We start from the raw sequence: 15,413 nt of genomic DNA on the forward strand, positions 1-15,413 counted from the left end.
CCTATTGAAATATATTAGAAGATATCACATTTTTTCATCTATTACATAATATGAAAATAAAAAGAATTAGTTCAAGAAAAAATTAAAAATATAGGGTCTTTTTACTTTTGACCATATTTCCTTTGGGAAATGACATAAAAAAAGTATCTAGATAAAATCCAGATACTCTTAAGGTGGTAATGGTATGTTCCTTAGCTGATTTGTACTTGACGTTTTTGTAAGATTTTAAGTGTAAGGTATATAACCATTTTTTCTTCTATTTCTTTAAATAATCTTTCTTCAAATGGAGCTGAACCATAGATAGGTCTGCGATCTAGTAATTCATCAAATTCAACAATTCTACTCTTGATTAGCTCACAGAAAGGTAGCTCATTAAAGTACTCTGTACTTTCTTGGTTGAACTGTGAAAGATCGCCAGCTAGTAATTTTTCTTTTTCAGGGAAACCATTTGGTAATTCTTGCTCTCTAAAATATTCAAATTCTTTGCTTCTATTAAATATTACAGGTTTTGGCTCTGTACCATTGAAGTCTACTGGAGTTGTGCATTCGAAGGGAACATCTATTGTACAATGCTTAATATCTCCACAAACACCTTTATCGTTTGAGCATCTTCCCTTAGTAGAATAGTCTATGTTTTTACGAACAAAGCCTTTTATAAAGAGCATATTGGTATTTTGTAAAAGTCTACATTGAGTTATCTTAAGTCTTTTCTTAATAGTTTTTATTTCTAAAGCTGGCTCAGGCAACTTAATATATGAGCTAACATTAATTTGTATCTTAAGTTCTGCTAAAACAACAGGTATTTTTGCTACTACATCACAAATAAAGTCAAGATCTTCAGGATCGTTTTTACACGTTTCCACAGTTTTTCCATAAACTTCTACACATTTGCGAGGGCGACAACAACTATCTTGATCTTGGCCGGCAGTATCTATATTTACACCAGTAACAACACTGTTAGTTTCGTCAGTCATATAAATCTACTCCTTTATATTTTTTTAGAAATAGTAGGTGAGCATCCCATTTCCTATTCCCAGTAACATAATATTCAATTGTCCTATTTGTGTGACTTGTTTTAAAAAAATTTGGGCAAGTCTGATATTCTTTGTTTATCGAGCAAATTGCATAATTACTTTCTATAAAAACTATCTAATATAGGGATTTTAGTGTAGACTTTAATTTATACAAGTCCAAAATGTCCAGAAACATCGGATATTTTGCTACGTATAAATTAAGACTCACCCTAAACTCTCTATATTAGGCTTAGCCAAGTAAGAGTTATGCAATTTCCTGTATCTAGTTTTATGAGTTTATGATGGGATAAAGGGATGGGTTTTTTATGTTAGGCAGCTTATTTGGAAACAAGGTATTTTTTTGAAAAATTCATATGAATAAAAGGAGATTTATTATTTGTGAAGAAATAAAGTATGAACCTAATTAATTGAGAAAATTGCATAAGTACCTTCCGTAAAAAACATATACTATATATAGTTTTAGAATTCGCGAAGACATACCACCAAATATACTATATCTTAAATATTCAAATTAAGTATGATATTCGCATATGCAATTTTGCCAAGTTACGATTATTCAATTTCCTCAATTTATAACTTCAATTTATTTTTCAAATAATAAAAAGGATGGACTTTAAATGGAGAAAACAAAGGCTTTAATTGGCAAGAAATATAAGCATTATAAAGGCGGGATTTACAGGATTATAAATATGGCAATACATACAGAAACAAACGAAGTATTAGTTATATATCAAGGATTAGAAACGGGTAAAGTGTGGGCTAGACCCAAGGAAATGTTTGAGGAAGCTGTAGAAATTCATGGCAAAAGTAGGAATAGATTTCAAGAATTGAACCAATAAAATTGGTAATCTATAGAACTTATGTATAAATGAGGTGTTGATTTATGAAACGTATAGTGATGACAGGTGGAGGTACAGCAGGACATGTTACCCCAAATATTGCACTCATTCCTAGACTGAAGAAAATGGGATATGATGTTCATTATATAGGAACTAAAAAGGGCATAGAAAGAAAGCTTATAGAAAAAGAAGGAATACCCTATCATATTGTTAATGCAGGAAAGCTTAGAAGATATTTAGACTTAAAGAACATAACCGATACATTAAGAATTTCTCAAGGATTTATACAATCTTTATCAATAATTAGAAAATTGAAGCCAAGTGTTGTATTTAGCAAAGGAGGCTTTGTATCATCTCCTGTTGTTTGGGCAGCTTGGATGAATAGGATTCCAATAGTGATTCATGAATCAGACTATACTCCAGGATTAGCAAATAAGATATCCATTCCCTTTGCTCAAAAGCTTTGCTATACCTTTCCGGAAACAGAAAGATATATTCCAAAGGAAAAGGGTGTTTTAACGGGTATTCCTGTCCGTGAAAGCCTATTTGCAGGGGATAAGAGAAAGGGTATAGAAATTTGCAGATTCAGTAATGAAAAGCCTATTATTCTTGTTATAGGTGGAAGTTTAGGTTCAGAAGTTATAAATAAAAGCATCAGGGCAAATCTTGAAGTAATACTTAAAAATTTTCAGATCTGTCATATATGTGGGAAGGGAAATGTAGATAAAAATTACAAGGATATAAAGGGTTATAAACAATTTGAATATGTTAGTAAGGAGCTTCCCCATTTATTTGATATGGCCGACTTAATAATTTCTAGGGCAGGAGCAACGGTTCTTTATGAAATATTGGCCCTTAGAAAGCCTAATATATTGATACCCTTATCAAAAAAAGCTAGCCGAGGGGATCAAATATTAAATGCTGCCTCCTTTGAAAAACAAGGTCTAAGCTATGTTATTATGGAGGAAGAACTAGATGATAAATCAATTTTAGAAGGTATAGAAAAGGCATATAAAAATAGAAGAGATTATGTAAATGCTATGAATTCAAATAAAGCTGGAAACGGCATAGATGAAGTATTAAAGGTTATAACTAAATGTAGTAAATAGTATAGATTTCCAAAAGTTAAACTTAATTTATACATCTCAAAATATCCGATGTTTCTAGGGATTTTTGATGTGTATAAATTAACTGTTTAACTGGAATATCTATAATATAGGGATTTTAGTATAGATTTTAACTTATACAAGTCCAAAATGCCCAGAACCATCGCATGTTTGTCCATGTATAAACTAAAGTTTTGACTGGAATCTCTATAGAGCTGTCTCAAGGGTTTATTCTATGAGATAGTTTTTTTATTATATCCACAGTGGACAAGAAATTATACCTGCAATGTATTCTCAAGAATATCCTGTTGATAATGCATGAAATTGTGTATAAAATATAGAAAATGAGTATATTATCCACAGTTAAATTATATATACACATCGAAGAAAGATAAAATAGCGTAATAAGGAGTCTTTATTAATAGTAGGAGTGATAATAGATATGAACAATGTTATTATAACCATGGATAAATTTATCATAGAATTTGTTCAAAATCATATTCATAATCCTTTTTTAGATAAGATCATGCCCGTTATTACTTCCCTAGGGAATGTGGGATTAATATGGATTTTGATTTCTATAATTATGCTAACTAATAAGAAATACGGAAAAGCAGGGAAACTAGCCATATATTCCCTAATTATAAGTGCAGTTTTAGGTGAATTGATCTTGAAGAATGTCATATGTAGACCAAGACCCTTTATGGAAATTGAAAATATTAGTATATTGATTCCTAGGCCTACATCATACTCCTTTCCATCTGGGCATACGGCTTCTTCCTTTGGGGCAATAGCAGCATTTTTAAAGACCATTGATAGCAAGATAATTATAATTCCCTTGGTATTATTGGGACTATTAATAGCTTTTTCTAGATTATACTTATTGGTACATTATCCTTCAGATATACTAGGGGGAATTGTGCTTGGATTAATATCCGCTAAGATAGCCAGTAAATACCTTGTATTTAAAAGGAAAAATAGGGGTGTAGGCATATAGTTTAATATGATGGAATAGGATTTTGTAGGTGAGGAAATTGCATAACTCTTACTAGGCACAATTGTATAATATATATATAGATTTTTACATTATATGTAGTAGATAGTTTTTTGTAGAAAGTAATTATGCAATTTGCTCAAGTATTAAAAACTAATATCAATTTTAGCCTTGGGGGAGAGTGTCTTGAAAAAATATAAATTAAAAAATGGTAAAATGATAGTAGTTAGAGAAGGATATGGTGAGGATGCCAATAGGGTGGTCAGATATATTGAAAGGGTAGCTTCAGAAAGTGACAATTTGACCTTTGGGGAAGGTGAATTCAATACTAGTATAGAGGACGAAGCAAGGTTCATCAATGAATGTAGAAAAAGTAAAAATGCCTTGTTTTTGCTTGCCGAATGTGAGGGAGAAATAATAGGATGCTTGACATTTTCAGGAGGCAATCGGCCTAGAATAAAGCATTATGGTGAATTTGGTATAACTGTTTTAAAAAAATATTGGGGACTTGGAGTTGGAAAGATATTAATTAATTATTTGATTGAATGGGCTAAGACCTTTGGAACAATTAAAAAGATAAATTTAAAGGTAAAGTCAGATAATACAAAGGCCATAGCATTATATAGAAAGCTGGGTTTTGTGAAGGAAGGAAACATCTCAAAGTTCTTCTATTATGGAGGACGGTTCTATGATGTTTATGTTATGGGACTTGAAATAGATTAAAATAATTTGGTGAAGGTATAACCCTGGCTCAACCTATAAGTCTACCCAAAATTATTGAAAATAAATTTCCTATGATGGCGATATGGAGGATTCTAATGAAGAAGAAATTGTTGATACCTATTTTGATTTTAGTTTTATTAGTTACAATATATAATGTAAAGGAAAAGCAAGAAAAAAGAACACAAATCGAAAACATAGACAATCAAATACAAGCGTTATTTACTCCAACAATTAAAAATACCACTTTCATTATTGGAGATGATAAATATATACTTGTAATGGATAATGGAAAATTTCACAGTTCTATAGTTAATGGTGAAGAAGTAGATTATTTTAAAGCATTAGAAGGGGATACATTTATAGAGTTCTCAGTTTATAAAAACGAAGTGAAGGAAGAAAATCTAATAGGCTCTAGCTGGTATGGGCCTAGGGTTAGAAGAGATTCTTTGGAAAGTGATTTTTATATAGATAATAGTGAAGAGAAGAATATATTATTGTTGCTTTCAAGATTTAATGATGTGTATTATGACTATATCTATAGCTTAAATGAAAAAGAAGAGTCCGATGAAAAAAGTGGATATGCTAACTATGATGATGGTGATATTGAATATGATAAGTACGGAAAGCCTATAAAAGTAGGATATATAGAATATTATAATGAAATTTCATCAAAGGGCTTGGATTTGGTATTTGATACGGTTTTTAAAATGGATCCAGATGGGGAAAAACTAGATATAAATATTTCTGTGATAAATCTTCAGGAAGAAATAAAAAAACCATATATGACCAAGGAAAAATTAAAATCTGAGGGTAAAGAGACAACACTTTATTATCATAAAGAAGAAAACCATAATATGATGGAACACAACCTTGGGCCAATGATTATTGAATATGATGGTAAATTAAAACCAATTTGTTTATCTTGTACCTCTGTGCCATCTATATCACCGGATAATAAAAGTATTGCCTATATAACTCCCTTTGAATGGGAAGCAATTGGGGAGCTATATATATATGATATAAAGGATGAATGGAATAGAGAGGTTATAAAAGCAGAAGATATAGATGATCAAGATACAGTAAAGGTAGCTAAATGGCTAGATGATAGATATATATTGACGATTATAGGACTTGGTTATGGTACGGTTAGTGTGGGAGGAGATTTGTATTTATATGATACCGAAAATAGAGAGCTAAAGATGATTATCGATGCTGATAGCTTAGATAAAGCATTGCCTGAGGATCGTATGGAGATCATGGATTTTGATATCTTAGAAGACAATATTACTATGAAAATAGTTAAGCATAACAAAGAGTTTATGGAATACACCGTTGAAGAGAAAGTCCTAGGAAAGGATGAAATAAAAATAGACTAAAGATATATGGGGTGGGGAGAGATAAATGCTGTTAAAAAGGGATATGCTAGATTTTCTACATAAAGATAGAATAAAAAATGGATTGAGTCCACTAATAAAAACCCTAGGAGTTGTGTCCCTAGTTGGGTTTATGATGATAGTTTTTAGGGTTCTAAATGAGAAAAATATTAGGTTCGCTTTTCTAATATGGAATCTTTTTTTAGCCTGGGTTCCACTTTTTTTATCCCTAGGAATCAATCATATAAATAAAAATATGAAATACGGGGCTAAGAAAACAATATATCTGCTATTCTTAGGCTTTAGCTGGTTAATGTTTTTTCCAAATGCACCTTATATAGTTACTGACGTAATTCATTTAAGCATTTATAACTACTATCACAATATATCCGAGTATGCATACAATTTTAATACTGATTTCATGATTTGGTATGATCTTATCTTAATTATGCTCTTTATATTTACTGGGTATATAGTGGGTCATATTTCCCTATACAATATGCACAAAATAATTGAAGAAAAGCTTGAGAAAGTGGTAGGCTGGATATTTGTATGTATTGTTTCTTTTTTAAGCGGATTTGCCATATATTTGGGAAGATTCCTTCGCCTCAATAGCTGGGAAATGGCATCTAATCCAGTGAATCTAATTAAAGCAATATTGGCTAGTATAAACATAGGATCGATTAAGTTTACATTGATGTTCGGCTTTTTTATATTTCTAATATATATTGTTATGTATAATCTAAGTTTTTTAAAAAATGAGTAAAAATTTATTTCATTTGAATCCTTATGTAGGCGAAAACCTTCTTAAGGATCTTTTTGTTGAGGTCATTTTTCAGAGAAAAATCTGACCAAAAACTCAAGGGTTCAATGTCCTTGAGTTTTTTATCATAAAAAATTTAAATTTCTTGAAGGGATTTGTAAATACATTGCGTCTATATTATTAGAAAAGTGAGGAGGAACAGAAATGAAGGAAAAGAAAATCGGTATATTTACCTTGGCTGTATCTCTGATATTGCTAGGGGGTATATTTCTATTAAATAATTTCATTGATATCAATGTATATCATATTTTATCTATTGCTTGGCCAGTATTTATAATTTTACTTGGATTAGAGATCGTTTTTAGTAGAATCCTTTTTGGCAGTAAGGATGGGAGGATATCTATAAGTGGGAAAAGTGTATTTTTTATAATATTAATAGTTTGTATAACATGTTTTTTTTCAGTCTTTGATAGGTTTCCCTTATACATAGATATGGGGGGAGATTTTTTACCCATAGCATACAAGAATGAAACCACTGTAAATAAGGATATGACCATTGAGACAAAGGGCAAAAAGAAGTTAAAGATTATCAATGGATTTGGCGATGTTAATGTAAAAAAAGGTGATATAAAGGATATCAAAGTAGATATGATGGTAAGCATGAAACATAACTATGAAGAAGAAGAGGCTCAAAAGATAGCATCCAATATGCTAGAGGTTATAAATGATAGTGGAGACACTATAAAGATGATAAATAAGAGGGATAAGTATACCGCTAATAATGAAGTAAATAATTTAGAGGTAAATCTAGACATCACAATACCCTATGATATGGAGCTGGATATAACCAATAAATATGGAGAAATAATGGTGAATGATTGCTCTAACTTAGCTGTAATAAGTAATAAGCATGGGAATATCTTCATTGATACTATAAAGGGAGATGTAGATATAAAAAATTCCTATGGGGAAGTGGAAATAAAAAATATAGATGGAAATGTGAATGTAGAAAATAAACATGGAAAGGTATTTGCAAATAATGTAACAAAGGATATGGACATAGATGTTGAATACGGAAAAATTAAAGTGAATGAGATAGGTGGAAATGTTGAGATAACTAATGTTCATGAAACCATAGAGGCAGAAAAAATAGGTAAAAATCTAACTATTGAAAGCAGGTATTGTAGAATAGATATAGATGGGATAAAGGGGGATTTAAATATAAATGGAAAACATGGAAATATCCTAGGTAAAAAGATAGATGGTGGAGTAAAAGTAACTAATGAGTATGGGAGTATCAAGGTAACTGAGACAAATAAAGCCATAGATATTAGGAATAAACATGGTCAAATAATATTTGAAAGTGATAAAGTAATAAGTGAAAAATTAGAAATTGAGAACCAATATGATAGAATTGATATACGGTTACCTAATAATCAAGAAGGTAAATTCCATGTATATTCAAAGCATGGACGAATAGGTAGTGATTTTGATTTAAATATAGATAAGGATAATAGTGAAGAAATTATTAATCAAAGCATTGGGAACAAGAGTGTAAGTATAGATATTAAAGCTACTAACGGGGATATAAGAATAGATAATTAGACAAATATAATTATTTAATTGTCTCAATTGATTGGGCTGAGCATGGTGGTGATTTAAGTGAATGAAAATGACATAATAATAGAGGTACAGAAGGGGAAAACCGAGAACTTTAGTATGTTAGTAGACATGTACAAAAATAAGGTTTTTGCTTTAGCCTATAAATTTACTAATGATTACAATGAAGCACAGGATCTATCCCAAGAAATTTTTATAAAAGTATTTAAACATATACATGGGTTTAGGTTTGAATGCAGCTTTTCTACTTGGATATATAAAATTGCCACCAATAAGTGTATAGACTATAGGAGAAAGAATAAAATTGGGGCTTTAAGTTTTAATGAAGAATACAATAATAAAATAACATTGGATAATGAATCAAAATCAGTTGATAAGTCACCGGAGGAGATAATCATAACTGATGAGGGACATAGGGAAGTGCATAAAATTATACATGATCTGCCGGATATATATAAAACAGTAGTAGTAATGTATCATATTAATGAATCATCCTATAAAGAGATAGCCCAGACACTGGATATTCCAGAAAAGACAGTTGAAACTAGGTTATATAGGGCTAGACGATTATTAAAGGAAAGGCTTATTAAAGCAAATATGGGAGGTGAGATAGGGTGGAATGTGAAGAAGTCATAGGAAAGCTTGATGCATACCTTGAAAATCGATTAAATGATATTGAAACCCATAGGTTAGAAAAACATCTGGAAAGGTGCATAGAGTGTCAAAAAGAGTATGAACAGCTCAAGGAGATATTTGATATTCTTTCTGGCCACCCTACCATATTACCTCCAGAGGACTTTACAGTTAAAGTAATGAATGCAATACAGCCTACAATAAAACAGAATAGGATAAGTCCTATGATAATGAAAAAATGGGGTATAAGCTTTGTTGCAGCCGGATTATTGGTTTTTGTACTGAATACTTCACTGGGCTATAATATTCAAGATATCTCAAGTTCCATGTATAAGGAGCCCTTTTCTGTAAAAAGTCAAATATCAAACTATGTAAAGAAAATACCTAAAGGTTTTATCAATAATTACAAAAAATTAGAAATAAAGCTTTTTGAAAATAATAAATGAGGAAATCATAATACTTAAAACAAGGAGGGAGCATGATGAATTGCAGTATACACCATGATAAAGAAGCAAGTTTTAGATGCTTTGAATGTGGGGAAGTGATTTGTAAAGAATGTGCAACAGAAATGAATGGAAAGATAGTATGCAAAAAGTGCTTTGAGAAGCAGAGGACTAAGGCCAATGATAATTCTTTAGATATTGATAAGTTTATTGATAAACCAATAATAAATAATAGATATACTGGAAAGTATAATTCTTTTTGGGCCTTTATATTTTCATTAATCCCTGGGGCTGGGCAAATGTATTTTGGATTAATGAAGAGGGGTCTTCAGATAATGCTACTATTTATTACACCCATGTTTTTAGGAAGTATGTTATACTCAACTAATGGAGTACTAGTACTGCTTAATTTTATAATTTGGTTTTATAGCTTCTTTGATTGTCAACATATAAGAAGAGCAATTAATGAAGGAGAGGCACTTGATGATACACTTATTTGGGATATAAATATTCAGGGAATAAATTATAAGCATGTAGGTATGGGATTAATAGTATTGGGAGGCTTAACTATATTAAATAATGGATTCTATAGGTTATCTGACTATATCCGTACTAACTATTCAAATGATATATATTATTTTTTTAGATTTATTAGACAATCAAGCTTTCCAGTACTACTTATAATAATTGGAGTATTTTTACTAAAGAAGGCTAAAGCTCAGAAATAAGATTGGGGGTAAGGGCTGTTTCTAAATATATTTAGGAACAGTTTTTCTTTATTTGGGAAGGACGATTGTATATAAAATAGAATAATACAAAATAGAAATATAGAAAGAGGGAATATAAAATGGGTGAATTAAATAAACTTCCAAACATAGGAAAAGCCTTGGAGAAAAGGCTAAATGAAGTAGATATAGTTACAAAGGATGAACTATTGAGCTTAGGCAGTAAAGAAGCCTTTAAGAAATTAAGAGAAGTAGATGGAGGAGCATGTCTTAATTCATTATGTGCATTGGAAGGGGCAGTTCAGGGAATTAGATGGCATTATTTACCCAAAGAGGTTAAGAATGATTTAAAGGAGTTCTTAAATTCTCTAGAGGTATAGAGTAAATGAGTATGGATCAAAGAATAATATTGCTGTAAATCATCCATAATTAGAAATAAGAGTAAACATATTCATAAAGGTATCCAAAGGGAAATCTCAGTGTTAAGTTTTGTTATTTGAGGAAATTGAATAAATCTAACTTGGCAGAAGTGCATACTATATAGGGATTTTAGTATAAACTTTAACTTATACAAGTCCAGAATACCCAGAACCGTCGCATATTTGTACATTTATATGAAAATCAAGGGTTATAAATAGGTTGTATCTGGAATATTAATTAAATATAGTACAGCTTCATATGAATATATAAAATAAGTTTGGAGGGATGGAGCTTGTTAAATTTATTTAGAGTTAATGGTAAAATTAACTGGGCCGCTTTGATAATTAGTATTATTATCCCATTATTGGTAGGTTTTCTTAGCTCATACTTTATTATGGATTCGTATCAAGCCTTTGAAGAGCTAAACAAACCCAGTTTTGCACCGCCGGCTTCCCTTTTTGGGCCTGTTTGGACAATATTATATATACTTATGGGTATAGCAAGCTATAGAGTTTGGATGTATGGAACGGATAGACAGGATGTAAGGAGTGCCCTTCTATTTTACGGATTACAGCTGGTATTTAATTTTCTATGGCCTATAATTTTCTTTGGATCAGGATTAAGGGGGCTGGCATATATTGAGATAATTATATTGCTAATACTTGTAATAATAACCACATTCAAATTTTATAATATAGACAAAATCTCAGGATATTTATTAATTCCATATGTATTATGGGTTGCATTTGCTTCTGTATTAAATCTGTCAATATGGTTATTAAATAGATAGAAATACTTGAAATACATTGAAAATATGTGATAAGATATAGAAAAGAAGGATGAAGGAGGTGTGAAGATGAGAGACAAGATTTTAGTTGACCATTTTTTGGATAAACTACCAGCTAATTATAATATAGCATTTACTTTGTTAAACCAAGGGGGTAGTCCGTCCAAAATTGAATATTATGTCAACTGAGATCAAGTAATTCATCTTTACCTAACTAAAATCTAAATCGGTTATTAATCCAGGTAGGAGTTTACTTGCCTGGGTTTTTTTAATGTAATCTTACTATAGAGAGTTCCAAGTAAATCTTAATTTATACATAGGAAAGTATCCGATGTTTCTAGGGATTTTTGATATATATGAATTAAAGTTTTGACTGGAATCTCTATAATAATATAGTATGAGAAACTTTATCAATGCTCGGGTAGGTAGTTATTCACTCGAGCATTTTTTATGTTTAACTTAAAAGAATGATCCAAAAACTTGGTACTTGGAACATATAACCTGCAACTTAAAGGAGGAATAAAAATGATAGAAATCGCTTTAAAAAATATTCAAAAGTATTATGGTGCAAATAAAGTGCTTAGGGATATAAGCTTTGAAGCCCTTGGATCAGATAGAATAGGAATATTAGGGAGAAATGGAACTGGGAAAACTACAATTTTCAAGATTATAGCTAAACTAGAAGGTTATGAAGAGGGTACTTTATCCATAAGAAAGGGTGCCAACATAGGATATCTAGATCAAATTCCAGAGTTTCCCAAGGATTATAGGGCAATGGATGTACTGAATGAAGCATTTAAAGACGTTCTAAGAATTAAGGAGAAACTAAGAAGTCTAGAGAATGAGATGATCAATCTACAAGATCAAGAGCTAGACAATATAATGGGAAGATATGGGGAGTTACAAATACAGTATGAAAGTCAAGGCGGATATGAGATAGAAGAGAAGATCAGTAAGATATGTACGGGTTTGAAGATTAATGAAGAGTTTAAAGAAAGACTATTTCATACTTTAAGTGGTGGGGAAAAGACCACCATCATGTTGGGTAAAATATTACTTCAAAATCCAAGCATACTTTTACTTGACGAGCCGACTAATCACTTAGATATAGCTTCTGTTGAATGGCTGGAAGAGTTTTTAAGGGATTATCAGGGAACAGTGCTTATAATATCCCATGATAGATATTTTCTCGATTCAGTAGTAGATAAAATAGTGGAAATAGAAGATGGAAAGTCAAATATTTATAATGGAAATTATTCTTATTATATACAGGAAAGAGAAGTAAGGCTGGCTCAGCAGATGGAAGCATATAAATCTCAACAGAAAAAAATAAAATCCATGGAAGAAGCAATTAAAAGATTTAAGGATTGGGGAAATCGTGGGGATAATGAAGATATGTTTAAGAAAGCAGCAAGTATGCAAAAAAGAATTGATAAGATGGAAAAGATAGATAGACCCATTGTGGAAAAGCCTAATATGAAGCTTGATTTATCCACAAGCTCTAGGTCCGGAAGGGACGTTATAGAAATAAGTGGATTGACAAAAGGCTTTGATGATAAAGTCCTATTAAGGAATCTGGACTTTCATGTTAAGTATTCAGAAAAGGTGGCTATTTTAGGAAAGAATGGCTGTGGGAAATCCACACTCATAAAGATACTATTAAATGACATAAAGGTGGATAAAGGACAGGTGAAAATAGGATTGGGGGTAAAGATCGGATATCTTCAGCAGGAAATAGAATTTAGTGATAAAGAACATACTATTATAGAGGTTTTCAGAGAAGATTATCCAGTATCCGAAGGACAGGCCAGGGGAATACTTGCAAGATTTTTATTCTATGCCGATGATGTATTTAAAAAGGTAAAGAATTTATCGGGAGGAGAGAAGGTAAGACTAAAGCTGTGCATCCTTATGCACAAGGATATAAATCTCTTAATACTAGATGAACCTACCAATCATCTAGATATCGATTCCAGGGAGATGCTAGAAAAAGCCCTTGGAGATTTTGATGGGACTATAGTATTTATATCCCATGATAGATACTTTATTAATAAAATAGCCCAAAGAATAGTGGATTTTAATGATAAGAAGCTGGTGAATTATGTTGGAGATTATAATTATTATAAAGAAAAAAAGTTACAAGAAACATTAGTTAGAAACACAGGGTCTAATAAGAATAGGGTAAAGAAGGAAAGAATTAGACATAAAATGACTAAGGATGGTGGTAATAATAAACTAGAGGGAGCGGTTAAAGCCTTGGAGCAGGAAATTGAAGCCCTAGAAAATCAAATTGAAACTCTAGATGATCAGTTGGCTAATCACTCCCATGATTATGAAAAATTAGCAGGTATTCATAAAGAAAAATGTGATTTGCAGCAAAGCCTTGATAGCCTATTGGAGGAATGGATAAACCTAAGTTCATAAAGAACAACATCACCATTTATTATTTAACCATTATTATGTATAATTAAATAGTATTAAAAGCACATAAACTATAAAAAAATTAAAAAAATATAATTATAGGATAAAATAAATATTAGGAGAGATAAAATGGCAAAATTTGAACTTATGGCTACATCAGCCTTTGGAATAGAAGCTGTGGTTGCTAGGGAAATTAAGGAGTTAGGCTATGAAAATGTTGTAGTTGAAAATGGAAGGGTAACATTCACGGGAAATGAGGAGGCAATATGTAAATCTAACCTATGGCTTAGATGTGCGGATAGAGTATATTTAAAGGTAGGGGAATTTGTAGCCACAACCTTTGAGGAGCTTTTTCAGCAGGTAAAGGCATTACCATGGGAAAACTATCTTCCCATAGATGCTAATTTTCCGGTGAATGCAAAATCAGTAAAATCCAAGCTTTTTAGTTTGTCGGATATCCAAGCAATTTCTAAGAAGGCTGTAGTTGAAAAAATGAAGGAAACCTATATGCAGGATTGGTTTGAGGAAAGCGGAAGCAAGTATCCTATAATGGTATCTATATTGAAGGATAAGGTTACAGTATCAATAGATACCAGTGGGGCTGGACTCCACAAAAGGGGCTACAGGGAAGTGGGAAGTGAAGCACCTCTAAAGGAAACCTTGGCAGCGGCAATGATAAAGATAAGTAGATGGCGTCCCGATAGAGTTTTTATTGATCCATTTTGTGGTTCGGGAACTATTCCCATAGAAGCAGCTCTAATAGGAAGGAATATAGCACCTGGGCTTAACAGGGGATTTATTTCAGAACAGTGGGATATAGTTCCTAAGGAGCTATGGAAAAAGATAAAAAAAGAAGCCTATGAGGCTATAGATCACGATATAGAGTTAAATATCTCAGGATACGATATAGATGGTAGAGTAACTAACATAGCCATGAACAATGCCATTGAAGCCGGAGTAGATGATTGCATCCATTTTCAAAAAAGACCCGTAGGTGAGCTTAGCTCAAAGAAAAAATACGGATACATAGTATGTAACCCACCCTATGGGGAGAGATTAAGTAAAAAAAGAGAGGTAGAAAGGCTTTATAAGGAAATGGGCAAGGCCTTTGGGAACCTTGATACATGGTCATATTATGTGATTACCTCCCATGAAGGCTTTCAAGAATCCTTTGGCAGAAAAGCCGATAAAAATCGAAAGCTTTACAATGGACGTATCAAATGCTATTACTATCAGTATTTCGGACCAAGACCGCCTAGGAGAAGTGAATAGTATATATGAAATAGAAAGTAACCGGTTTTTTTGATTTTAATGTATTGATTAATTGGATTTTTGGAACTCAAAGGTAGGCGGCAAGAGTTTTAGGAATATCTCCGAATATAGTTTTTAAGGCAAAATATATAGAAGCAAACGAACCGTCCTGTTGCTTCTATGATTTAATATATCCTTTACTATAAATTAAAGAAGCCATTTACGTTTCCTTGACAACAATCTGCTAAATTGATTAAATTTGCAAACTAATATTATATATA

At 31.6% G+C, this 15,413-nt stretch carries 15 protein-coding genes; 14 read left to right on the forward strand and 1 reads right to left on the reverse strand.

From position 1 onward, the window contains the following. Window positions 1–191 precede the first annotated feature (191 nt). A complete protein-coding gene (locus N4A68_14725; protein MCT4565550.1) occupies window positions 192–974 on the reverse strand; it encodes a hypothetical protein in 783 nt (260 codons plus the stop codon). Window positions 975–1,651: 677 nt separating this feature from the next. On the opposite strand from N4A68_14725, the gene N4A68_14730 reads away from it, so the two are divergent. The 14 genes from N4A68_14730 (at window position 1,652) to N4A68_14795 (ending at window position 15,153) form a co-directional block, all read left to right on the forward strand. Beyond that, window positions 1,652–1,873 carry a DUF1653 domain-containing protein gene (locus tag N4A68_14730; protein MCT4565551.1) on the forward strand — a complete coding sequence of 74 codons (222 nt, stop codon included), beginning with the start codon at window positions 1,652–1,654 and terminating at the stop codon, window positions 1,871–1,873. Between the two features lie 44 nt (window positions 1,874–1,917). Continuing rightward, window positions 1,918–2,982, forward strand: coding sequence for an undecaprenyldiphospho-muramoylpentapeptide beta-N-acetylglucosaminyltransferase (locus N4A68_14735; protein MCT4565552.1), 1,065 nt, complete (start codon window positions 1,918–1,920; stop codon window positions 2,980–2,982). Between the two features lie 439 nt (window positions 2,983–3,421). Beyond that, window positions 3,422–3,976, forward strand: coding sequence for a phosphatase PAP2 family protein (locus N4A68_14740; protein MCT4565553.1), 555 nt, complete (start codon window positions 3,422–3,424; stop codon window positions 3,974–3,976). A gap of 183 nt (window positions 3,977–4,159) precedes the next feature. Then, a complete protein-coding gene (locus tag N4A68_14745; protein ID MCT4565554.1) occupies window positions 4,160–4,696 on the forward strand; it encodes a GNAT family N-acetyltransferase in 537 nt (178 codons plus the stop codon). Between the two features lie 95 nt (window positions 4,697–4,791). Beyond that, complete coding sequence (locus tag N4A68_14750) at window positions 4,792–6,072, forward strand: DUF4652 domain-containing protein (GenBank protein MCT4565555.1); 1,281 nt, start codon at window positions 4,792–4,794, stop codon at window positions 6,070–6,072. 25 nt (window positions 6,073–6,097) lie between these two features. Next, window positions 6,098–6,835, forward strand: coding sequence for a DUF1361 domain-containing protein (locus N4A68_14755; GenBank protein ID MCT4565556.1), 738 nt, complete (start codon window positions 6,098–6,100; stop codon window positions 6,833–6,835). A gap of 201 nt (window positions 6,836–7,036) precedes the next feature. Beyond that, window positions 7,037–8,437: a DUF4097 domain-containing protein gene (locus N4A68_14760; GenBank protein ID MCT4565557.1), complete on the forward strand. Its 1,401-nt coding sequence runs from the start codon at window positions 7,037–7,039 to the stop codon at window positions 8,435–8,437. A 57-nt stretch (window positions 8,438–8,494) separates the two neighbouring features. Beyond that, the gene (locus tag N4A68_14765; protein ID MCT4565558.1) at window positions 8,495–9,088 is read left to right on the forward strand and encodes a sigma-70 family RNA polymerase sigma factor; all 594 of its coding nucleotides are present in this window, start codon (window positions 8,495–8,497) and stop codon (window positions 9,086–9,088) included. Next, window positions 9,067–9,531, forward strand: coding sequence for a zf-HC2 domain-containing protein (locus tag N4A68_14770; GenBank protein ID MCT4565559.1), 465 nt, complete (start codon window positions 9,067–9,069; stop codon window positions 9,529–9,531). Before N4A68_14765 ends, N4A68_14770 begins: the two co-directional genes overlap by 22 nt. Window positions 9,532–9,566: 35 nt before the next feature. Beyond that, the gene (locus N4A68_14775) at window positions 9,567–10,256 is read left to right on the forward strand and encodes a hypothetical protein (protein MCT4565560.1); all 690 of its coding nucleotides are present in this window, start codon (window positions 9,567–9,569) and stop codon (window positions 10,254–10,256) included. A 119-nt stretch (window positions 10,257–10,375) separates the two neighbouring features. Beyond that, window positions 10,376–10,633, forward strand: a complete 258-nt coding sequence (locus tag N4A68_14780) for a TfoX/Sxy family protein (protein MCT4565561.1) — start codon at window positions 10,376–10,378, stop codon at window positions 10,631–10,633. 332 nt (window positions 10,634–10,965) lie between these two features. After that, a complete protein-coding gene (locus N4A68_14785; GenBank protein ID MCT4565562.1) occupies window positions 10,966–11,463 on the forward strand; it encodes a tryptophan-rich sensory protein in 498 nt (165 codons plus the stop codon). A gap of 522 nt (window positions 11,464–11,985) precedes the next feature. Next, window positions 11,986–13,884, forward strand: coding sequence for an ABC-F type ribosomal protection protein (gene abc-f, locus N4A68_14790; GenBank protein MCT4565563.1), 1,899 nt, complete (start codon window positions 11,986–11,988; stop codon window positions 13,882–13,884). Between the two features lie 126 nt (window positions 13,885–14,010). Next, window positions 14,011–15,153, forward strand: a complete 1,143-nt coding sequence (locus tag N4A68_14795; GenBank protein ID MCT4565564.1) for a class I SAM-dependent RNA methyltransferase — start codon at window positions 14,011–14,013, stop codon at window positions 15,151–15,153. The last annotated feature ends 260 nt before the right edge of the window (window positions 15,154–15,413 follow it).

This window comes from Maledivibacter sp. (genome assembly GCA_025210375.1).
Classification (GTDB): domain Bacteria; phylum Bacillota; class Clostridia; order Peptostreptococcales; family Caminicellaceae; genus JAOASB01.

Coding starts and splice junctions, on each gene's coding strand:
- N4A68_14725 (MCT4565550.1), bottom strand. CDS start 974: ATGACTGACGAAACTAACAGTGTTGTTACTGGTGTAAATATAGATACT.
- N4A68_14730 (MCT4565551.1), top strand. CDS start 1,652: ATGGAGAAAACAAAGGCTTTAATTGGCAAGAAATATAAGCATTATAAA.
- N4A68_14735 (MCT4565552.1), top strand. CDS start 1,918: ATGAAACGTATAGTGATGACAGGTGGAGGTACAGCAGGACATGTTACC.
- N4A68_14740 (MCT4565553.1), top strand. CDS start 3,422: ATGAACAATGTTATTATAACCATGGATAAATTTATCATAGAATTTGTT.
- N4A68_14750 (MCT4565555.1), top strand. CDS start 4,792: ATGAAGAAGAAATTGTTGATACCTATTTTGATTTTAGTTTTATTAGTT.
- N4A68_14755 (MCT4565556.1), top strand. CDS start 6,098: ATGCTGTTAAAAAGGGATATGCTAGATTTTCTACATAAAGATAGAATA.
- N4A68_14760 (MCT4565557.1), top strand. CDS start 7,037: ATGAAGGAAAAGAAAATCGGTATATTTACCTTGGCTGTATCTCTGATA.
- N4A68_14775 (MCT4565560.1), top strand. CDS start 9,567: ATGAATTGCAGTATACACCATGATAAAGAAGCAAGTTTTAGATGCTTT.
- N4A68_14780 (MCT4565561.1), top strand. CDS start 10,376: ATGGGTGAATTAAATAAACTTCCAAACATAGGAAAAGCCTTGGAGAAA.
- abc-f (MCT4565563.1), top strand. CDS start 11,986: ATGATAGAAATCGCTTTAAAAAATATTCAAAAGTATTATGGTGCAAAT.
- N4A68_14795 (MCT4565564.1), top strand. CDS start 14,011: ATGGCAAAATTTGAACTTATGGCTACATCAGCCTTTGGAATAGAAGCT.